Here is a 21504-nt window from a genome sequence, read left to right on the forward strand (position 1 = left end):
TTAAGCAAGGGTATATAAAAAAACTGTTTTTGAAGTCAGGATTTATACCAGTTGGTTACGTAGTTCAAGACTTCTTCTTGTTCCAAATCATATTGATTACTGGACATTCGTTCTTTTACTTCTACAACACCTTCAGATGCACGCTTTCCTACCGTAATACGCAGCGGAATTCCAAACAGGTCACTGTCCGCAAACTTGACGCCCGCTCGCTCTTTACGATCATCATACAGAACTTCCACTCCTGCTTCAATAAGTGTGTTGTAAAGAGCATCAGCTAATTCCTTCTGATCCTCTTTTTTAGGATTTAATGATAACAAGTGTACTTGATAGGGTGCAATATTGGCAGGCCACGTAATTCCGCGTTCATCATGATATTGCTCTACAATAGCTGCGAGCGTACGGGATACACCGATCCCATACGAGCCCATAATCATGGTCGTAGCTTTCCCTTGATCGTTCAGAAAAGTAGCTTTCATTCGTTCTGAATAAAACTCTCCCAGTTTAAATACATGGCCCACTTCAATCCCTCGAGCAAACTGAATCTTGCCTTCACCATCAGGAGAAGGATCTCCTTCTTCAATAAAACGAAGGTCGGCATACTGACTGACTTGAAAGTCTTTGCCAGGAGTAACATTGGTGAAATGATAACCTTCTTCGTTGGCCCCACAGGAAACGTTAACCAGAGCTTCTACCGCAAAATCAGCCACAACTTCAACATCTTCTGATACGTCAACAGGTCCTAATGAGCCGAAGCCAGCACCTACTACCTCTCTTGCTTCCGCTTCACTTGCCAGGTCTATAAGTTCAGCATCATAAAAATTCTTAAGTTTTACATCATTTACTTCATGATCTCCGCGGGTAATGGTCATAACAAACTTCTCATCAACTTTAAACAAAATGGACTTTAACCCTTTTTGAAGTTCATGACCTAGGAAATCTGCTACATCCTTCATTGTTTTCTGATCAGGTGTATGGACTTTTTCCATCTCTAAAGGCGTTTCATCAGATTTAGTATATGTCCGGTTCACAGGTGCCATTTCAATGTTTGCGGCATAACGTGAGGTATCTGAATAAGCTATTACATCTTCTCCTACTTCAGATAGCACCATAAATTCATGCGTATCTTTACCACCCATAGCGCCAGAATCTGCAATAACTGCTCTAAAGTTAAGCCCGCATCGTCTAAATACATTCGAATAGGCTTCAAACATCTGCTCATACGTTTGATCCAGACTTTCATAGGATTCATTAAAAGAGTAAGCATCCTTCATGAGAAACTCGCGCCCTCTCAAAAGTCCAAATCGAGGACGAGCTTCATCGCGGAATTTTGTTTGAATCTGGTAAACACTCAATGGTAGTTGTTTATAGCTTTTTACTTCATTTCGAACCATGCTGGTGATTACTTCTTCATGAGTTGCTCCCAGTGCAAACTCGCGACCATGGCGATCATTTATTCTCATAAGTTCAGATCCAAACGTTGTCCAGCGCCCTGTTTCTTTCCAGAGCTCTGATGGTTCAAGTGCAGGCATCAGCATTTCATGAGCACCAATCTTCTCCATCTCTTCTCTTACAATAGCCTCCACTTTAGAGAGGACACGTCGTCCAATTGGCAAGAAACTGTAAATTCCTGAAGCAAGCTGACGTATGTAACCAGCACGAACGAGGAGCTGGTGGCTCATAATTTCAGCATCTGCAGGATTTTCTTTCAATGTAGGGATCAGCATTTGGCTTTGTTTCATTAGATGCACCTCAGTTCTGTGAATTAATAATATTACTTTATGGGTTTATTTACTTAAAAAGCAAGCCGGAAGCAGGAGAGAGCTGTTGTCTCCACCGGCTTCCAGCTCTTTATTTTACAAGAATAGTCGTTGGATATCATTCCATGTAACAAGCAGCATTAACAACATTAATAAAGCAAATCCGATAAAGTGCACAATCCCCTCTTTCTGAGGATCAATCGGTTTTCCGCGCACCCCTTCTAAACCGACAAACAGTAAGCGCCCGCCATCAAGCGCTGGAAGTGGAAGTAAATTTACAATACCCAGGTTAATGCTTAGAATCGCTGTCCACATGATGAAGTTTGTTAACCCCGTTTTTACTACCTGATCTGTGGCATCATATATGCCTACAGGGCCGGATAACATGTCGAGGGAAAATTGGCCGGTCACCAGTTTACCAAGGTTCGTTAATATTAAAGTAGACCATTCATAGGTTTGAGTGAATCCGAAAGTAACCTTTTTAAAGAAAGAATCTTCAAATGTTTGGGCTACTCCTACCTGACCAATCTTCATATCCTGATTCTCCAAGGTTGCTGGCGTAACAGCTATTTGCTTATTTTCACCCTCTCGTTCAACAGTTATCACAATTTCCTCAGACGGGTGACTGCGTACAATAGTGGTGAATTCTTCCCAGCTGCTCACGGATTCTCCATCAATGGCGATCACTTCATCACCTTTTTGCAGCCCTGATGATTCTGCGGGAGATCCTTCTTGAATTTCACCAAGTACCGCTTGATTGGACGGGACACCTTGAATAAAGCCAAGAATCAGGAAAAGCACAATAGCCAGTACAAAGTTCATAAGAGGTCCAGCGAAAAGCTGCATCGCTCTTTGCGGGACGGATTTAGAAGCAAATTGACGATCGTAAGGGGCGATTTGGGTTTCTTTTTCGTCCATGACGAACATAGCTTTCGGGTCTACTTCAAATGCCAATCTCTCATCCTCATCAATTTCGTAACCTTCAATCATTAAACGATGATCAAGGTCCGCTCTTTCCACCTCAATGACCCGCGCATGGGGATGTTTGGATTTGTTATTCACAATTATCCGCTTTACTTTTCCTTGATCATTGAACTCAAGACCTACATGATGCCCTGCCTTTAATTCAACTAGTTCAGGATCCTCGCCAGCTACACGTACATACCCGCCAATAGGCAGAAGACGAATCGTGTACAATGTCTCATTTTTTGTGAAAGCAAATATTTTTGGCCCAAAGCCAATTGCAAATTCACGTGCAAGCATGCCAGCTCGCTTGGCAAAAATCAGATGCCCCCACTCATGCACAAACACCAGTAGTCCGAACATGAGTACAAATGCAATCACTGTAGTCAAATGAAGCACCTTCCTTTTAAATTAAATGGAAACGAACTCGTTTCCTGGTTTCCTCGTCAATAGAAAGTATGGTAGACAAGTCAGGGTTATGAATACGATCGTGCATTTCTAAAGATTGTTCGATCTTCTTTTCTATATCCAGAAATGAAATTTTTCCCTCTAAAAACAACTGAACGGCTTCTTCATTTGCTGCATTCAACACAGTAGTCATTGACCCTCCTGCACGTCCTGCTTCATAAGCCATCCTCAGACAAGGAAAGCGCTCAAAATCCATTTTCTCAAAGTTAAGAGTAGCGATCTCCTCTAAATTAAGCTGTTTGGTAATGGGTAAATTCAGTCGTTCCGGATAAGTTAAAGCATATTGGATCGGCACCTTCATATCAGGTGTTCCAAGCTGCGCCATGACACTTCCATCTACATACTCGACCATCGAGTGAATGACACTCTCTCTATGAAGAATAACATGGATCTGGTCATAAGGTACATCAAAAAGCCAATGCGCTTCAATGACTTCTAACCCTTTATTCATCATAGAAGCAGAGTCAATCGTAATTTTTGCACCCATACTCCAGTTTGGGTGATTTAAAGCATCTTTAACCGTCACTCCTGCAAGTTCTTCTCTTGTGTTGTCTCTGAAACTCCCACCCGATGCCGTAATAATTAACTTATGAATGTCTTCCTTACGTTCACCATTTAGGGATTGGTATATAGCGGAGTGTTCACTATCCACAGGTAATAATTCTACGTTGTGTTTATGAGCTTCTGCCATAACCAGATGCCCGGCGGTTACAAGCGTTTCTTTATTAGCGAGGGCAATTAATTTTTTAGCCTGGATAGCTTTGAGTGTTGCTGGGAGACCTATACTTCCCATTACAGCATTTACTACTACATCCACTTCATCTGCAACACTCGCTTCAATCATACCTCCACTTCCTGTAAGAATAGGAGTTCCATTCACATGACCTGCTAAGCTTTTCTTTGTCTCTTCATCCTGTACCACTATTAAGCGAGGTTCAAATTCCTTGATAAGGGGTAAGGCTTTCTCGATATTCCGTCCAAAGGCCATAGAATGGAGGGAGAATTCTTCAGGGTGCAGGCGGATTACATCCAGGGTTTGCAAGCCAATAGACCCTGTGGCGCCCAGCAAAGTTATTTGCTTCATTATTCGCTCTCCTCTCTATATTGAGATGAAATTAATGAGGTGAAGAATTGGCAGAATGAATATCAAACTGTCAAACCGATCAAGTACCCCACCATGTCCAGGGAGGATTTTCCCTGAATCTTTAACCGCATAATGACGTTTGAACGCCGATTCCACTAAATCTCCTATCTGGCCCGCTATCGAAACGAGTATAGTAACGAGAATTACGACGAAGAGAGAATGGCTCAGTGGAGCGATTAACTGAAAAATTATGGCAACCAAAACAGCCAGAAGGACACCGCCGACGGAACCTTCAATTGTTTTTTTGGGACTAATCTGCGGCCATAATTTGTGTTTTCCAAAAGTTCTTCCAAACACATAGGCCCCCGTATCTGTAGACCAGACTACAAATAAAGCAAAGAAAATATAAGAAAGGTCCGCTTCACGCGTTTCTATTAAATAATTAAAACCCATCCCTATATAGATAGCTGATAACAAGAGGAACCCGGCGTCATCAAACGTAAAACGATTTTTCACAAGGACGGTATAGCTAAGCAGGACCAGAACAGCCAGTAACGTAATTTCTGATTTTGTAATTAAACTTTCCGCATCAATATAAGCACCAAGGTCCCTATAGGGAAACATAAGTGCCCACATTAATAGCAAGCCAAGCCCTGACGGTACAGAGTAACGAGAGATTTTTTTCATTCTTACAAGTTCCAGTAAAGCGATACTTGCAATGATATAAATAAATATTCTGAATGGTATTCCACCGGTCATAACGATCGGTAAAAAAATTAGGGCCGCAACTACGGCCGTTATTGTCCGTTGTTTCATAACATACGTTCACACCTTATACTCCGCCATAACGACGTTTCCTTTTTTGGTAATCTAGCAGCGCCTTTTCGAAATGGCTCTCATCAAAATCAGGCCAATATACTTCAGTGAACCAGAATTCTGCATAAGCTAACTGCCATAATAAAAAGTTGCTCAAACGCTGTTCTCCACTTGTCCGAATTAATAAATCAGGCTCAATTAGTTCACATGTATACAGATTAGAAGTGAATAATTCTTCGTTAATATCTTCACTGCTTAGTTCTCCCTCTTCTACTTGAGCAGCTATTTGCTTCACTGCATTGATCATTTCATAACGGCTGCCATAGTTTAAGGCGAAATTTAGAATAAGCCCATCATTGTGCTGAGTCTTCTCTGTAGCTTCCTGAACTGCTTTTTTTGTATGGGGAGGCAGAACGTTAAAATCACCAATTGTCCTGACTTGGACATTTCTCTCAATGAGTTCTGGCAAATATGTATTTAGAAAATCTACAGGTAATTTCATTAAGAAATCAACTTCATTTTTAGGGCGTTTCCAGTTTTCAGTAGAAAATGCATAAAGCGTTAAAACTTTGACACCAATATCTGATGCATGACGCACAATCTTTTTAACCACGCCCATCCCTTCTTTATGGCCGGCAATTCGCGGCATATTACGGTTTTTAGCCCAACGTCCATTTCCGTCCATGATAATCGCTACATGCTGGGGCAAATGGCTTTGTTCAAGACCTAGAGGCTGTGGCTTAATTTCTTTCTTGTTTTTTGTAAATGGAAACTTGAGTGGCATACTTGATCCTCCAGTCCGTTTCTTCCATCTTTCTATTATATACTATAATCCTACAACATGCTGAGCACGACATAAAGACCTGTGCAAAAGAAAGCGCAGAGGCAAAAAATCGTTTCACTTCTCAAACGCTTAGGGAAGAAGCGCTCATTAATCCATATTACTACTACCAAAGGACTGTTTATCTACAAGGGAATATAACAGACCTAACATAAAAAGCCGCGCTGCCTAACATCTACAGCGCGGCTCTATATACCTATTGGCATATCTGAAAATGAAGCAGATTATACTTCCATGATCTCTTCTTCTTTCGTTTTAGCCAACTGATCGATTTTCTCAACGTGCTTGTCCGTAGCTTTCTGCACGTCATCATGATAGGAACGGAGATCATCTTCAGTTAGTTCTCCCTCTTTTTCAAGTTTTTTCAAACGATCGTTAGATTCACGACGAATGTTTCGAACCTGTACTTTTGCTTCTTCCGTATATTTGCCAACTACTTTAGCTAAGTCTTTACGGCGTTCTTCGGTTAAAGCTGGAATGTTAATACGAACGACATTACCATCGCTGGAAGGAGACAGTCCAAGGTCTGCTTTCTGAATTGCTTTTTCAATTTCCGCAATTGCTGATTTATCATATGGAGTGATAACCAGCAAGCGAGGCTCTGGAGCGCCAACTTGAGCTAATTGGTTCAAAGGTGTTGCAGCACCATAATAGTCTACATATACATTGTCCAGAATAGCCGGGTTTGCACGGCCTGCTCTTACAGTAGCAAGCTGACGAGAGAAAGCTTGTACGGCTTGTTCCATTTGTTGATTTGTCTCATTAATCACTGCTTTAGACATGATTATTTCCCCCTTACAATCGTTCCAATATTTTCACCCATTACGGCTTTCTTGATATTACCTTCCTCCATAATAGAGAATACCAGTAAATCAATATCATTGTCCATACATAATGAGGATGCTGTTGAGTCCATAACTCCAAGCCCCTCATTTAAAACATCCATATAGGAGAGCTGGTCGTATTTCGTTGCATCTTCATTCAGCTTAGGGTCGTCGTTGTATACGCCGTCTACATTATTCTTTGCCATAAGAATAACATCTGCTTCTATTTCGGCTGCTCTAAGCGCTGCAGTTGTATCAGTTGAAAAATATGGGTTTCCGGTTCCTGCCGCAAAAATCACAACACGCTTTTTTTCTAAATGACGTATAGCTTTACGTCTAATATAAGGCTCAGCTACTTGTCTCATTTCAATAGAAGTTTGAACACGGGTCGGGATGCCCTGGTTCTCTAAACTGTCCTGCAATGCAAGAGAATTCATTACAGTAGCCAGCATTCCCATATAATCGGCATTGGCACGATCCATACCCATTTCACTGCCGACTTTTCCGCGCCAGATGTTGCCGCCACCGACAACCACGGCAATTTCTACACCGAGCTCGGCGACTTCTTTCACTTGACGTGAAACAGATTGGATAATACTTGGTTCTAGTCCGAAACCAGCTTCGCCGCTCAAAGCCTCTCCACTGAGTTTCAGTACAATACGACGATAACGAGCAGTAGTCATAGTAACCTCCCGTGTAATTGCTATTCTTTAAGTTGGTCTGCTACAAATTCCTTAACGATATGTAGCCTTTGAAAATAGGGAACACGCCATGTGTGTCCCCTATCCTCAGCAGTCATTATTTTTTAACTTGGCTCATTACTTCATCAGCAAAGTTTTCTTCACGTTTCTGCATTCCTTCGCCTACTTCGAAACGTTGGAAAGAATTAACAGATCCGCCGGAAGACTTGACGAACTGCTTCACTTTTTGATCAGGATCTTTAACAAAGTCCTGTTCAAGTAAGCAAATTTCCTGGAAGAATTTATTCAGACGGCCTTCTACCATTTTCTCAACAATATTTTCAGGCTTTCCTTCATTAAGCGCCTGAGTCTTAAGCATTTCGCGCTCACTGTTGATTTCTTCTTCAGGAATAGCATCTGTTGAAACATAACGAGGATTTACAGCTGCGATGTGCATAGCTACATCTTTAGCTGCAGCTTCATCTGTAGAACCTTCAAGTACAGTAAGAACACCAATGTTACCGCCCATGTGAAGATAAGCACCAAAAGCGTCATTATCAGTTTTCTCTTGGATAGAGAAGCGGCGCAGGGAGATTTTCTCGCCAATTTTAGCTACTACATCTGTAATATAGCTGCTTAGCACTTCGCCTTCACCATGAAGTTTCTGCTCTAGAGCTTCTTCAACTGTTGCTGGCTTTTGATTGACAAGGTGTTGTCCAAGTTCTTGAAGCAGTTTTTTAAACTGATCATTTTTTGTTACGAAATCCGTTTCACAGTTTACTTCGAAAAGAACAGCTGTGTTACCTGAGATTTCAATTGCAGCAGCACCTTCAGCAGCTACACGGTCTGCTTTTTTCTGTGCTTTGGAAATTCCTTTTTCACGAAGCCAAGCCATTGCTTCTTCCATGTTTCCGTCTGTTTCAGTTAGTGCTTTCTTACAATCCATCATTCCAGCACCAGTTTTTTCACGAAGTTCTTTTACCATTTTAGCGTTTACAGCCATTGTAAAGCCTCCTTATGAGTTGAACTAATTTTATTATGTTTAGCACCTTGGACCGAAGTCCAGGTGCATTTCTTCTTTAAAAAAGGTGATAAAAGGAATTCCCCCTTATCACCTCCTGAAACTTCATTACTCTTTAGCAGCTTCTACTTGAGCTTCTACTTCTTCTGTAACTTCAGTTTCTTCCCCTTGCTTAGCTTCAAGGACAGCATCTGCCATTTTAGAAGTAAGCAGCTTAACGGCACGGATTGCGTCATCATTTGCCGGGATAACGTAATCAATTTCGTCCGGGTCACAGTTTGTGTCAACAATTCCTACAACAGGAATGTCCAATTTATGAGCTTCCGCAATCGCAATGCGCTCTTTCCGTGGATCGATAACAAACATTGCATCTGGAAGACTCTTCATTTCTTTAATACCACCTAGGAATTTAACTAGACGATCTTTTTCTTTAAGCATGTCAACAACTTCTTTTTTAGGAAGTACATCAGTTGTACCGTCCTCTTCCATACGCTCAATATCTTTCAGACGATTAATACGCTTACGGATTGTTTCGAAGTTTGTAAGAGTTCCGCCCAACCAACGCTGGTTGATGTAGTACATGCCGCAACGAGTTGCTTCGTCACGTACAGTATCCTGGGCTTGTTTTTTAGTACCTACGAAAAGAATGTTTCCACCATCAGCGGCTACATCTTTTACATAATTAAATGCTTCATCTACCTTCTTAACGGTTTTCTGAAGGTCGATAATATAAATTCCGTTACGCTCCGTGAAGATATATTTTTTCATCTTCGGGTTCCAGCGACGGGTTTGGTGTCCAAAATGAACACCAGCTTCTAAAAGCTGTTTCATAGAAATTACAGACATGATTGTTCCTCCTGTTTGGTTTATTTTTAGTATCCTCCGCCTTTATCATTTTCTTTTACAAACTCTTTTGTAAGAGCAACCTATAAAAGAATCCAAAGACGTGTGTATTGACACCGACAGTAAATATACCATACCACCGTAGCTCTATCAAGTTTTTCATCTAATGTTTTTGCTGAAATTTAAGAAAAAGTTCAATTTCTGTTTTACCTCTGTCTAATTTTTTTGCGATCTCATCTACAGAATATCCATCCCTTCTTAACTCTAAAATTTGGTAGTTGTCGCTGCGTTCAAATAAGTCCTTCCGCTCGTTAGAGACGGGTGGAGAATAATTCGTGTGCTCTTCCGAAGCTTTAGCTTTAAAATGTTTCGAAGATACAGACTCTTCAGCAGTTGCCTTTCCATCCTCTGTTTTTTGATCATGTATCGAATGCTTATCGGGCTGAAGCCAACTGCTCATTCGTTTGTTCTCTTCTTTAATTTCCATTAAATATGAAGTAAACATATCTTCAATCTCTCTAGCTACTTCCTCCTGGCGCATTTCAAGCTCTTCGTTTTTTTTCACTCTGGTGGAGATCGTTAAAAGGGTAAGTATTATGACCCCGTCTATAATAAAACTGATGACTAATAAGAATGTGGCCATCTTGATTTTCACCTGCTGTGCACGATCGGTCCGTAAAACCTTGTCGTTTGTTTTTGGTTTTTCCTGGAGTAGGGAGTCTTCTAATGGACGAAGGACTATTTACCCTTTATGTATTACAGCTTCTACCAGGCTGTAAAGACTTTTCACTCTGAATTTGTATTGACCACACCCTGGCTGTCCGTTATCAAACAGTTACCTTCTGCCTGGCCCTTGGGGTCTTTTACATCTCTAATCTTACACTCTAGTCGTTTAAGCTGCTCGGTAAGATCTTCAATATCTTCTTCCGTCTCCATTAATGATTTTCGCTGGCTAGAAAAAGCGATTCTTTTCTTAGAGGACAATTCATCACTGTCTCTCTTTTTCTACTTGTTCGTAATGTTGCGCCTCGCGCTTTTAAACAGAAGCATGCAGGTATACTGCCATGAATAATATGTAAGCTTTCGTCTTATCCTGAGAACCAGGTATCTTTATTTTATTTTGTATTTCCACCACGCTTCGCCCTTGTATTTAAGAGTTCATCATATCGCTTAGTGCGGCTTTCAACTTAAATATGGCCTTTGCGTGTATTTGAGAGATTCTTGAAGTAGTTAAGTTAAGCACTTCGCCAATTTCCGTCAGTGTAAGCTCCTCAGTGTAAAATAAACTGATCACCAATTGTTCCTTCTCATTAAGCTTTTGAATTTGAGTCGCGAGCTCCTGATAGTTCTCTCCTTGAATCATTGATGCAGAAGGTGTCATTGTTTGTTCATCAGGGATCGAGTAACCAATTCCTTCTTTATGCTCCTCCCCACCGTCTTTCGGCCTTTCTTCCATTGAAAGAACATTAGCATATAACGAATCTTTTACCGTTTCTTCCACTTCTGCCGCTGTCATATTTAATTCTTTTCCAATCTCCGCCGAAGTAACCGGCCGCTGAAGATGCTGCTCCAGTTTTTCAGTCATCTGCTCAATTTTTTTCGACCGATCCCGGACCGAGCGTGGGAGCCAGTCTTCTTTTCTTAAACCGTCCATAATAGAGCCGCGGATTCTGAAAGAAGCATAAGTATCAAATTTTAAATCTCTTGTCGTGTCGAACTTCTTCAATGCATCATATAATCCAAGCATTCCTAAGCTTCTAACATCGTCCTTACTCACGCTTTTGGGTAAGTGAGCAGATATCCTCTGCACGTGGTAGCTTACTAAGTAATCATAAAGCTGAACTAATTGATTAGCAGCTTCCCCATCTTTATTCATTGTCCATAGTTCCCATAGTCTTTCTTCTTGAGGAGATGAACAGTTTGCCATAATAACCCTCCCTGCTCTTTCTATAATCAATCACTTATCCAGCGTTTTATCTTATTTTCAAATATTCGGATATTACGAAAATTCCCTTTGATCAAGCTCTTTACTAAATGAAGCCTGTCAGCGTTTTGAGAGAGCTACTACATACCCTGTCCGTCTTCTATATTCTAAGAGCGGCTAAGAAGTTAAAAACTTGTGACACCTAGGATGACAGAGGTTTCCCATAAATTAGACAAAGGGTAAAGAGTATGAAATTTAGCAGCGTACAAGTTCCAGTTAATAGAGCCTTTTATCAAATAATCATTTCTTCCTTATTTACTGTTTTTATATGAAGATATGAAGTAAGTGGATTAAACTCAATAGTCCTGCCACTTTGCCCTCCTACATCCTGAGCTTCAATAGGTATATGCAAACTAGCAAGCTTTTTCTTTACAGCCTCAACATTTCTAGGACCTATCCTCATCATTTCACTCGCCGGTGTAAAATGAAACATTTGGGCTCCTCCTGCAATTTTTGCTTTTAACCGGAAGCTGTCAGCCCCTGATCGACTTAATTTAATAAGAAGATCTTCTATAGCTGTATCTGCATATTTAAGTCGATTAATATCTCCCTTCCTGGCTAATGAAGAGTCAGGAAGCATAATATGAGCCATGCCTGCAGCCTTATGGAATTCATCATAGAGTACTATACCTACGCATGAACCTAGACCTGAGGTGCGGAGTTTTTCTGAGCGTTTTGTTACTTTTAGATCAGCAATTCCCACTTTAACCATTTGTATCATCTTAGTCATAAGCTAATACTCCCAGGGCTTTAAACAACGTATCATACGAATCAGGGTCTAGAAATAAGAAGAAGTGCCCCTCAACAGATCCTTTAGTCTCATCAGATGAGTCTGTCAGGCAAGTCTCGATTACAATCCCCTGATCACTGACTAGGGATAGTTCCAGTAAACCGAAACTTAAGATGGCTCCTGCCATATCCATATTTAGTGAAGGAACAGAGTGGTAAAGCGTCAATTGTGTAAAATCCGAGAGGGCTGTAAGGTAAGAGCCAGACAGAATATTCCCTAATTCTTTGAGAGCTGATAAACCAATTTCCATAGAGTTGGAATTATGAATGGTAAAAGATGCATCTCCAGTCATGATTTCTACAAAACGCTCAGCTTGAGCTGGCGGCAAAATGAAAAATACCCCCCCCTGGTGCGTCGCCTTCTATTTTTAAGTACACACTGACAACAACCTCTTCTGACCCCCCTGAAAATTCAACCACTTCATCAAAGTCTGCCAGTTTGACCGAGGGGACAAACATTTCGATCTTTCGTTCAAGTAAATGGGAAAGAGCGGTAGCCGCGTGACCAGCTCCAATGTTGCCCACTTCCTTAAGTACATCTAATTGAAAAGCTGAAAAACGCTCACTGAATGTCATAGATTTATTCTTCAACCTTTTTCAGATCATGGACCTCTTCAAGAGACAGCACCTTTTCAAGGTTTAAAAGAACCAGCAATCGTTGTTCAAGATGGATCACCCCCTGTATAAAATCTAATCCTTCATTTCCTATTGCTTCAGGAGAAGGCTCAATTAATTCCTGATTGATATCAAGAACATCATTTGCTCGATCAACAATTAACCCCACAGCCAGATCACCTATTTTGGCTGTAATAACCCTGGTTTGCTCAGTCATTCTGGTATCTTCCATTCCTAATCTCTCACGCAGGTCTATTACAGGAGTAACAACCCCCCTTAAGTTAATCACTCCTTTTACAAACAGGGCCGTTCCAGGGACCCTGGTGATCGGCATGATCTTCTCAATCGAACCTACTTGATGAACAGGAATTGTATATTCTTCCTCGTTTAGCTGAAAGACAATTACCTTTAAAAAAGAATTCATTTCTTTCATTCTCATTCCTCCTCTATTTAATAAGTGCATGGCTATCAAGAATTAATGCTACTTGACCATCGCCCAAGATGGTGGCTCCTGAAATGGCATATGCCCCGCTCAAATAGTCTCCGAGAGATTTTAAAACGACTTCTTGCTGCCCGATAAACGAATCTACAACAAGACCAGCCATTTTATCTCCTTTACTAACCATAACTAAAGAATGATATTCCCCCTCCTCGTATGATGAAGGTACTTCTAACACCTCTTCTAAGAAGACGAGAGGAACTACTCTTCCTCGAAAATCGATCACTTGTTTTCTATGAACTAACATAACGTCTTCTTTTTTAACAATCGCCGTCTCAATTATCGAACCATGTGGAATCGCAAACTTCTCTTCCTGCACTTCTACAACCATGACAGATATGATCGATAACGTTAAAGGTAGTTGCACGGAAAAAACACTGCCCCTGTCAACCTCAGAATCTACCGTAATGGTACCACCCAGCACTTCGATCGTATTCTTAACTACATCCAACCCTACCCCTCGACCGGATACATTAGATACCACGTCAGCGGTCGAAAAACCACTTTCCATTATTAATTCATAAACCTGTTTATTGTTCATGTTTAGGGCTTGGCGTTCTGTAATTACATGGTTACTTATCGCTTTTCGAATGACCTTATCCCGATTAATCCCTGCACCATCATCTGCTATTTCTATAAACACATGATTGCCGCTATGGAAGGATTTCAACTCCAGTTTCCCTGAAGGGTTTTTCCCTTTTCTTTCTCGTTCCGCTGGACTTTCTATTCCATGATCAAGAGCATTGCGGATTAAATGAACAAGAGGATCTCCAATTTCATCGATAACGGTTCGATCAAGTTCTGTGTCTGCCCCAACTATACTCAAGCTCACTTGTTTACTCAGATCTCTGGAAAGCTGCCGCACCATACGAGGGAACCGGTTGAAAACTTGTTCGATCGGCACCATCCTCATATTAAGAATTATACTTTTCAAATCTCCTGAAATCCTGGACATGTGTTCCACTGTTTCCTGAAGTTCAGCATGTTTCAATTCACTTGAAATTTGTTCCAGTCTTCCTTTATCAATGACAAGTTCCTCGAACAAATTCATCAGTACATCCAATCGATCTATATTTATACGTACCGTTTTATTGCCAGTCTGAGTCTGATTTGTTTTTTCTGAGTTTACTGAAGTTATTTTCTCTTCAGATTTGGTATTTTTTACAGATTCCGAAGAATTGTTTTCTTCATAAGAAGATAATTCAGGTGAGCGTCTGTCAATCAGGAATTCAGTGACCGCAACTCTCTCTATTTCCGAGACTTTATGTATTTTTTTTTCTACTTCTTCCATGTTGGAAGAGGTTATTAATAAAACTATAAAACTTTGTTCAAATTTTTCGCTCTCCAACTGCTCCACAGAGGGGACGGACAGAATAACTTCCCCCAATTGCTCAAGCACCTCAAAAACCATATAGACACGAGCTGCCTTTAACAGGCAATCCTCTCTTAAAGTAATTTCGATTCGATAATTTTGCTGACCTTGTTCTTTAGACTGCTCTAAAACTGTGAGGGTAAATTCATCAATAGACATACTTGCCGACGTGATCACCTGTTGGGCTGGTTCCAAAGAAAACGTTGGGGCTTTTTCACCTCTTTCAATACCTTCAAGCATTTTCACCACCTGTTTAACATCCCGTTTACCAGCACCGCCCCCTGCTATATCCATGACCATCGCTTCTAAATCATCTACTGAGTCGAATACGATATCCAACATGTCACCATCTACTTTAATTAGTTCATTACGCACCCCATCTAGAACGTTTTCCATCTGATGAGTTAAATTAGATAGATCCTGATATCCCATTGTAGCTGACATGCCTTTCAAGGTATGGGCCGATCTGAATATTTCATTAACAATGGACAAGTCTTCAGGGTTTTTCTCTAACAATAATAGATGATCATTAATTGCTTGAAGATGCTCTTTACTTTCATCTATAAAAACTTCTAGGTATGGGTTATTACCCATTCTTCTTCCCCCTCTTTGATCTAAGAGCTTTTATGATACTGATGCCAATTCCTGATAAAGGCATAACTTCATCAGCCAATCCAGCATTAAAAATAGCTTTTGGCATTCCAAATGCAATACAGCTGTCTTCCGACTCGACAATGCTATAAGTCTGAGGATATTTTCGTTTCAGCTCATGTCTTTTTCATCGTCTTGCTCCTTTACTAATGAACCGCCTCAATTTAAATAAAAATTAATGATGGTGAAGTTTATTTTCAGATAGATTTATATAGTTATAGACTATATTATTAATAGCTTTGCTTGCCTGAGCTTCAGGATATTGAATCGTAAAAGGCTTCTTCTGAATTATTGAACGAATGACAGCACGGTCCTCAGGGATCGCCCCTAAATATTGAACTTGAGTTTTTAAATGACGATCAATTACTCCCTGAAGGCGTAAGCTGGTATCTTCACTCTCTCTTTCCAAAGCACACCGATTAAGGAGTATCGAAATCGGAAACTCTTTTTCTTTGGTTAGTAATTGTTTAATAAGTCCGTATGTACTTCTAATTGATGTGGAGGATAGTGTAGTTACAATGATCGCTTCATGAGCAGACGTCATAAATTCTGAACAATTCTCTTCTACATTTGATCTCATATTAAATAGAATATAGTCATAGGACCGGTTTAACTCTTCAAACTGAGATTGAAAATATTGAAAATTACATTCATCAAGCTCAGAAAACACTTCCACCCCTGTGCCCCCGGCGAGATAAGATACAGATGATGGCGCCTGCTCGATAAGATCATGAATCGTTTTCTGTTCAGAGAAAAGATGAGCCAGTGAACGTGAAGGATGAACTTCTAATAATCGGTCGATTGTACCCTTACCAACATCTAAATCAAGAATTAAGACGCGATGATTTTGTTCTATTAGTTTAATGCCAAAGTTAACAACGAAGGTGGATTTTCCTTCTCCTTCTACTCCGCTGGCAATAGCAATATTGCGGGCTTTGTGTTCCACAACCCGGCTGTCCGTCATTCGCAGCCGTAATTGTTCGGCTTGATCATGCATAACCATATCCCTCTGTAACTTTCCTCGCCATCATGTCAGGCGAAGCTTCTTCAATGTCGTCTGGAACATTTTGCCCGTTAGTTAAGTAAGCGACACCAATTTTATGGTGAACCAGTAAATTAATCGCACTTCCATAAGTAGAGGTTTCATCTTCTTTTGTAAAAATAACCTTGTTGATGGGAATAGGCCGAAACTTCTCATAAATATCTTTCATATCCATATATTTACTTGTTAACGATAATACTAAAAAAGTTTCGGAAGCATCATTAAAATTTAGTAGCTGGTTTAACTCTTCTACATAAGAAGACTGCAAGTAATTACGTCCAGCTGTATCCACTAATAAAAGATCAAAATCTTTATATTTTTCTATTGCTTGTTCATAGTCTTCAAAGTTGTAGGCTACTTCTAGCGGAACGTCCAGTATTTTCGCATAGGTTTTCAATTGATCAATAGCCGCAATGCGGTATGTATCCGTGGTAATAAAGGCTACGTTTAATTTTTGATTCAAAACCGCTTCTGCTGCCAATTTGGCTGCGGTCGTTGTTTTTCCAACTCCAGTGGGTCCTACTAAATGCACAATTGTTTTACCCAAATGCTTATGTCCAAAAGGATGTGAATTCAGACGCTTAGTGATCTCTTCCGTTAATAACCGCTCCCTCCCATCGTTTTGACCAGAATTATCGGTCCATTGTTTCTGATCGATACTTTGTACAATACTTGCAGCAAGTGCAGGTTCTAGTTCTTGCGCAATTAGATGTTCATACCAGGCTGCGAATTCTCCAGAGCCCGGCGAGTGATTACTTGTAGATTCTATCGTTAAGCGAAGCTGCTTCAACTCGTTCATGATCGCTTCATTCGATGATGCTGCCGATTCATTAGAACTTAATGCCTTAGAACTTTTTGAAGGCTGCACCCTCTTCTGAATAGATGCGGAAGAATCTACGGCTGCGATGACTTCAATAAGTTCTTTCTTGAACCTTTTGAACAGTCCCCTTGGTTTGACTGTTTTTGTATTCAAAACCACCGCTTCCGGTCCTAATTCACTTTTTACCTTTTTCATAACTTCCGGCATGGTAACTGCCTGAAACTTTTTCACCTTCATGCGACATTCACTACTCCTACACTTTGCACTTCAACACTTGGCTCTAATTCGTTATAAGATAACACCACTACTTGAGGTAAGAATCGTTCTAGCAGCTGCTTGATGTACATGCGGACAGCTGGCGAGCACAATAAAACCGCCGTTTCTTCCTGAAGTGAAATTTGTTCAACCTGAGCTGCCACGGCGCTAATAATGGACTGTTGACTTTCTGGATCCAGTGCTAGATAATTTCCATGTTCTGTCTGTTGAATGTTGTCTGCAATTATTTTCTCTACTTTACCGGATACGGTGATGACTTTAACGGTTTGGTCTTCTTTCATATATTGACGGGTCAGCTGGGCAGCTAATGATTGTCTCGCATATTCAGCAAGCAGATCCGTATCGGTGGTCATTCTGCCGAAATCAGCCAGCGTTTCGAAGATTACTGGTAAGTTATTAACGGACACGTTCTCACGTAAAAGCTTAGCCAAAACCTTTTGAACATCGCCAACTGATAAAGGCTCCGGTGTAACTTCGGCCACCAGAATTGGATAGGATTCTTTCAAATGATCAATCAGCTGCTGTGTTTCTTGACGTCCAAGGAGGGAATGGGCGTGCTGTTTTATTACCTCAGTAATATGAGTGGATACAACAGATGGAGGATCAACTACGGTATAGCCAGATAATTCTGCTTCATCTTTCAGGTCCTCAGTAACCCATTTGGCAGGTAAACCAAAGGCAGGTTCCTGCGTTTCGATTCCTTCTAGTTCCTCATCTTCGTCTCCTGGGCTCATGGCTAAATAATGATCAAGCAGAAGCTCGCCTCGTGCCGCCTCATTTCCTTTTATCTTTAACCGATATTCATTCGGATGCAGCTGGATGTTGTCCCTGATTCTTACAACAGGTATGACTATCCCTAATTCGATAGCCAACTGTCTCCGGATCATGACAATTCGGTCTAATAAATCTCCTCCCTGATTTGAATCAGCGATCGGAATAAGTGCATAGCCAAATTCAAACTCTATCGGATCCATACTGATTAAATTAACCACATTTTCCGGCGATTTCATTTGATCACTTTCCGATTCATCCAGCTCTTCAGGCTCATTTTCAACTGGTTCTTCAACTTCTCTAGAGAGCCAGTAAGCCCCAAATCCTAACACGGAAGCTATAAGAGTTGTAAGGAAGAATGGAATTGGAGTTAAACCTAATAGAAAAATAGTTCCAGCAGCTATATATAGCAGTTTAGGATACCGGAGCAGCTGACTAGTTACATCTGTACTTAAATTACCCTGAGAAGCTACGCGCGTGACTACAATTCCGGTAGCTGTAGATATAAGCAGGGCAGGAATCTGACTGACAAGACCATCCCCAACGGTTAATCGCATATAGGTATCAATTGCTTCACTAAAGGACATGCCCATCTGGACCATTCCTATAATTAAACCAAACACTATATTAATAAGTACAATGATAATACCGGCTATAGCGTCTCCTTTAACAAACTTACTTGCTCCGTCCATCGCTCCATAAAAATCGGACTCATTTTCAATTTTTTCTCTGCGCTCTTTAGCTTGGTGTTCATTAATCATGCCTGCATTCAAATCAGCATCTATACTCATCTGTTTTCCGGGCATAGCATCTAAGGTAAATCGAGCGGCTACTTCAGATACACGCTCTGCCCCTTTCGTGATTACTAGAAATTGAATAATAACCAGAATGACAAATACTACAAATCCAACCAAAGGATTTCCTCCGATAACGAAAGTTCCAAATGTAGCAATCACACCTCCCGCTTCTGCTTCGGACAGAATGGAACGGGTTGTTGAAACATTTAAACCAAGGCGAAATAATGTAAGCAATAATAATAGGGTTGGAAAAACAGCAAATTGAAGCGCTTCCTCCATATTCATTGAAACTAAAATGACAATCAGAGCAAGCGTAATATTAATGAGAATAAAAAAACTAAGGAGCCACCCCGGAAGCGGAATCACAAGCATGACGATGATCAGGATCACGCCTAATAAAACGGATAAATCTCTTGCTGACATCAGTGGGCCTCCTTTACTTTAAATTTTTTTCTCCAATTGATATACGTAAGCAAGAATCTCTGCTACTGCTTTATAGAATTGCTCATCAATGGGCTGATCGATCTCAGTATTTCTATACAAAGCTCTTGCCAAAGCACGGTTCTCAACGGTAACTACGTTGTTTGCTTTAGCTACTTCTTTAATCTTTAAAGCGATAAAATCAACCCCTTTAGCGACAATATAAGGCGCATCTCCCTGATCCTCACTGTACTTTACAGCAATTGCATAATGGGTGGGGTTCGTAATTACCACATCCGCATCAGGGACTTCACTCATCATACGGGAAGCAGACATTTGCCGCTGCTTCTCTTTAATTTTTGCTTTAATATGTGGACCCCCTTCCATGTTCTTATGTTCATCTTTAATGTCTTTTTTAGACATTCGTATATTTTTCTCATGATCGTAGCGCTGATATGTATAATCGATAACGGAGAGAATAAGCAGAGCGAGTGCTGAAGCAAGCCCCATTAAAATAGTAGTGTTACCAAAAAAAGCGAGAGCTGCCTGTACGGATTTCTGGGACATCAGCATCATTTCATCTTTATTAACCCAGATGATCGTAAATGTTATAGAACCTACCATTGCAATTTTCAGCAAGGACTTTACAAGCTCGACGAGAGCCCGTGCTGAAAATATTTTTTTTGCTCCCTGAATAGGATCCAGCTTTTTCAAATCCACTTTTAATGGCTCACCGGTGAACATAATGCCTACCTGCAAAAGATTAGATGCTATACCTGCTATAATAGCCACCCCCATTATAGGAGCAATGACTTTACTAATCTCCCAGGTCATTTCGACAAAAACCGTATGAACTTGCATTTCAGTTACATCCCAGTGAATATATTCTTGAAACGCATGTTCATACATTCCTGTCATGGTTGACTTCATTTGGCTCCCCAGTAAAAACAGGACGCCAAATACCATTAATAGAAGAAAGCCGGTATTTACATCCTGGCTTTTTGGAACCTGTCCTTTATTTCGACTATCCTGTCTCTTCTTAGGAGTAGCTTTTTCTGTTTTTTCGTCTGCTGCAAAGAACTGCAGGTCTAAATGTAAGTAATGCATGAGCAGCTAGCCTCCGAATATTTGCATTAAACCACGCATGGTGGTGAGCATAGTTTCGAATAATTGTTCAATCAGCATCATATAAAAAGTCATGGCTATGACCAGGACAGAGAGAGCTATGAATATTTTCAGCGGTAAGCCAACTACAAACACGTTTAGCTGGGGCACCGTCCGTGCTACTATTCCAAGGGCAATATCTACAAGAAACAAGCAGCCAACAATAGGCGCGGCCATTAAAAAAGCTATAACAAACATCTGGTTGAAAGTCTCTATAACATATTGGATCCACGATTCATCTTGAAGCGGCAGTAATTGATCAATTGGAATCAGGGTGTAGCTGTAAAACACACCTTCAATCATCAGATGGTGTCCATCCACGGCTAAAATAAATAATAGAGTAATAATATTGAAGTACTGACCAATTAAAGGACTTTGCGCTCCTGTTTGCGGATCTATAACATTAGCAATCGCAAATCCCATCTGAAAATCAATAAAACCACCTGCGATTTGAATCGCTGCCAATACAATATAGGCTAGTAAACCAACCGCAATTCCGACAGCTGCTTCTTTGAATAAAAGCAAAAAGTATTCCTCATCCACAGCAAGCTCAGGTATAGAAAGCGAGAAATACATTAGTAATGCAATAAAAAAGCTGAAACCAACTTTATGCTGATTTGGAACATTACGATAGGAGAAGAGCGGAAGTGTGACAAAAAAGGAGGTTACTCGAATGAATATTAATAAAAACGCGGGAATGCCCGCTAAATTTATCGAGTCAAGCATAGCTACCCTACTAACATATTTAAGTTACTGAATATACCGGCAGCAAACTCTACCATGTTGGTCAGCATCCAGGGACCAAAAAATATTAAACCTACCATTACCGCTACAATCTTCGGAATAAAAGCAAGCGTCTGTTCTTGGATTTGCGTCGTTGCCTGAAAAATACTAACCAGGAGGCCGACCGCCAAAGCTAGAATCAGCAAGGGACCGGTAATCATTAACACGGTATAAATGCCTTCCTTAGCAAATGAAATGACCATTTGATCGTTAATATTATTGAC

The 21504-nt window shown here is 40.6% G+C and carries 22 protein-coding genes and 1 pseudogene; all 23 read right to left on the minus strand.

From position 1 onward, the window contains the following. Nucleotides 1–35: 35 nt before the first annotated feature. The 23 genes and pseudogenes from ACTWP7_RS05275 to fliQ all read right to left on the minus strand — a co-directional run bounded on the left by ACTWP7_RS05275 (nt 36) and on the right by fliQ (nt 21495). Nucleotides 36–1739 carry a proline--tRNA ligase gene (locus ACTWP7_RS05275; RefSeq protein WP_443122293.1) on the minus strand — a complete coding sequence of 568 codons (1704 nt, stop codon included), beginning with the start codon at nt 1737–1739 and terminating at the stop codon, nt 36–38. 114 nt (nt 1740–1853) lie between these two features. Continuing rightward, nucleotides 1854–3110 (minus strand): RIP metalloprotease RseP, encoded by a 1257-nt coding sequence (rseP, locus tag ACTWP7_RS05280; protein ID WP_443122294.1) that lies wholly within the window; start codon nt 3108–3110, stop codon nt 1854–1856. 16 nt (nt 3111–3126) lie between these two features. After that, nucleotides 3127–4272 carry a 1-deoxy-D-xylulose-5-phosphate reductoisomerase gene (gene dxr, locus ACTWP7_RS05285; protein ID WP_443122295.1) on the minus strand — a complete coding sequence of 382 codons (1146 nt, stop codon included), beginning with the start codon at nt 4270–4272 and terminating at the stop codon, nt 3127–3129. 15 nt (nt 4273–4287) lie between these two features. Beyond that, the gene (locus tag ACTWP7_RS05290) at nt 4288–5088 is read right to left on the minus strand and encodes a phosphatidate cytidylyltransferase (RefSeq protein ID WP_443122296.1); all 801 of its coding nucleotides are present in this window, start codon (nt 5086–5088) and stop codon (nt 4288–4290) included. Nucleotides 5089–5104: 16 nt separating this feature from the next. Beyond that, on the minus strand, nt 5105–5872 hold the full coding sequence (locus tag ACTWP7_RS05295; RefSeq protein WP_014643307.1) for an isoprenyl transferase: 768 nt from the start codon (nt 5870–5872) through the stop codon (nt 5105–5107). A gap of 281 nt (nt 5873–6153) precedes the next feature. After that, the gene (frr, locus tag ACTWP7_RS05300) at nt 6154–6711 is read right to left on the minus strand and encodes a ribosome recycling factor (RefSeq protein ID WP_443122297.1); all 558 of its coding nucleotides are present in this window, start codon (nt 6709–6711) and stop codon (nt 6154–6156) included. Between the two features lie 2 nt (nt 6712–6713). Next, nucleotides 6714–7436: a UMP kinase gene (gene pyrH, locus ACTWP7_RS05305; protein WP_224892418.1), complete on the minus strand. Its 723-nt coding sequence runs from the start codon at nt 7434–7436 to the stop codon at nt 6714–6716. 115 nt (nt 7437–7551) lie between these two features. After that, the gene (gene tsf / locus ACTWP7_RS05310) at nt 7552–8436 is read right to left on the minus strand and encodes a translation elongation factor Ts (protein WP_089750941.1); all 885 of its coding nucleotides are present in this window, start codon (nt 8434–8436) and stop codon (nt 7552–7554) included. A 126-nt stretch (nt 8437–8562) separates the two neighbouring features. Further along, a complete protein-coding gene (rpsB, locus tag ACTWP7_RS05315) occupies nt 8563–9300 on the minus strand; it encodes a 30S ribosomal protein S2 (protein ID WP_224892416.1) in 738 nt (245 codons plus the stop codon). Nucleotides 9301–9460: 160 nt separating this feature from the next. Continuing rightward, nucleotides 9461–9940, minus strand: coding sequence for a DUF6115 domain-containing protein (locus tag ACTWP7_RS05320; RefSeq protein ID WP_443122298.1), 480 nt, complete (start codon nt 9938–9940; stop codon nt 9461–9463). Between the two features lie 143 nt (nt 9941–10083). Continuing rightward, nucleotides 10084–10281: a hypothetical protein gene (locus tag ACTWP7_RS05325; protein ID WP_443122299.1), complete on the minus strand. Its 198-nt coding sequence runs from the start codon at nt 10279–10281 to the stop codon at nt 10084–10086. 166 nt (nt 10282–10447) lie between these two features. After that, nucleotides 10448–11224 (minus strand): FliA/WhiG family RNA polymerase sigma factor, encoded by a 777-nt coding sequence (locus ACTWP7_RS05330; RefSeq protein ID WP_443122300.1) that lies wholly within the window; start codon nt 11222–11224, stop codon nt 10448–10450. A gap of 289 nt (nt 11225–11513) precedes the next feature. Next, on the minus strand, nt 11514–12011 hold the full coding sequence (locus ACTWP7_RS05335) for a chemotaxis protein CheD (RefSeq protein ID WP_443122301.1): 498 nt from the start codon (nt 12009–12011) through the stop codon (nt 11514–11516). Beyond that, nucleotides 12004–12646: pseudogene (locus ACTWP7_RS05340) on the minus strand (chemotaxis protein CheC). The gene ACTWP7_RS05335 and the pseudogene ACTWP7_RS05340 overlap by 8 nt, the downstream one beginning before the upstream one ends. A gap of 4 nt (nt 12647–12650) precedes the next feature. Then, the gene (locus ACTWP7_RS05345) at nt 12651–13118 is read right to left on the minus strand and encodes a chemotaxis protein CheW (protein ID WP_443122302.1); all 468 of its coding nucleotides are present in this window, start codon (nt 13116–13118) and stop codon (nt 12651–12653) included. 13 nt (nt 13119–13131) lie between these two features. Beyond that, entirely contained in the window at nt 13132–15150 is a 2019-nt protein-coding gene (locus tag ACTWP7_RS05350; RefSeq protein ID WP_443122303.1) for a chemotaxis protein CheW, read from the minus strand. Continuing rightward, nucleotides 15143–15322 (minus strand): chemotaxis protein CheB, encoded by a 180-nt coding sequence (locus ACTWP7_RS05355; protein ID WP_443122443.1) that lies wholly within the window; start codon nt 15320–15322, stop codon nt 15143–15145. The genes ACTWP7_RS05350 and ACTWP7_RS05355 overlap by 8 nt, the downstream gene beginning before the upstream one ends. A 60-nt stretch (nt 15323–15382) precedes the next feature. Next, nucleotides 15383–16204 (minus strand): AAA family ATPase, encoded by an 822-nt coding sequence (locus ACTWP7_RS05360; RefSeq protein WP_443122304.1) that lies wholly within the window; start codon nt 16202–16204, stop codon nt 15383–15385. Then, nucleotides 16197–17306 (minus strand): flagellar biosynthesis protein FlhF, encoded by a 1110-nt coding sequence (gene flhF / locus ACTWP7_RS05365; RefSeq protein WP_443122305.1) that lies wholly within the window; start codon nt 17304–17306, stop codon nt 16197–16199. The genes ACTWP7_RS05360 and flhF overlap by 8 nt, the downstream gene beginning before the upstream one ends. Then, nucleotides 17303–19336, minus strand: coding sequence for a flagellar biosynthesis protein FlhA (flhA, locus tag ACTWP7_RS05370; RefSeq protein ID WP_443122306.1), 2034 nt, complete (start codon nt 19334–19336; stop codon nt 17303–17305). The genes flhF and flhA overlap by 4 nt, the downstream gene beginning before the upstream one ends. A gap of 18 nt (nt 19337–19354) precedes the next feature. Then, complete coding sequence (gene flhB, locus ACTWP7_RS05375; protein ID WP_443122307.1) at nt 19355–20440, minus strand: flagellar biosynthesis protein FlhB; 1086 nt, start codon at nt 20438–20440, stop codon at nt 19355–19357. Nucleotides 20441–20446: 6 nt separating this feature from the next. Continuing rightward, nucleotides 20447–21223, minus strand: coding sequence for a flagellar biosynthetic protein FliR (gene fliR / locus ACTWP7_RS05380; RefSeq protein ID WP_443122308.1), 777 nt, complete (start codon nt 21221–21223; stop codon nt 20447–20449). Nucleotides 21224–21225: 2 nt separating this feature from the next. Next, nucleotides 21226–21495, minus strand: coding sequence for a flagellar biosynthesis protein FliQ (gene fliQ / locus ACTWP7_RS05385; protein ID WP_014643288.1), 270 nt, complete (start codon nt 21493–21495; stop codon nt 21226–21228). Between the last annotated feature and the right edge of the window lie 9 nt (nt 21496–21504).

Source organism: Halobacillus sp. B29, from assembly GCF_052246755.1.
Taxonomy (GTDB): Bacteria; Bacillota; Bacilli; order Bacillales; family Halobacillaceae; genus Halobacillus; species Halobacillus halophilus.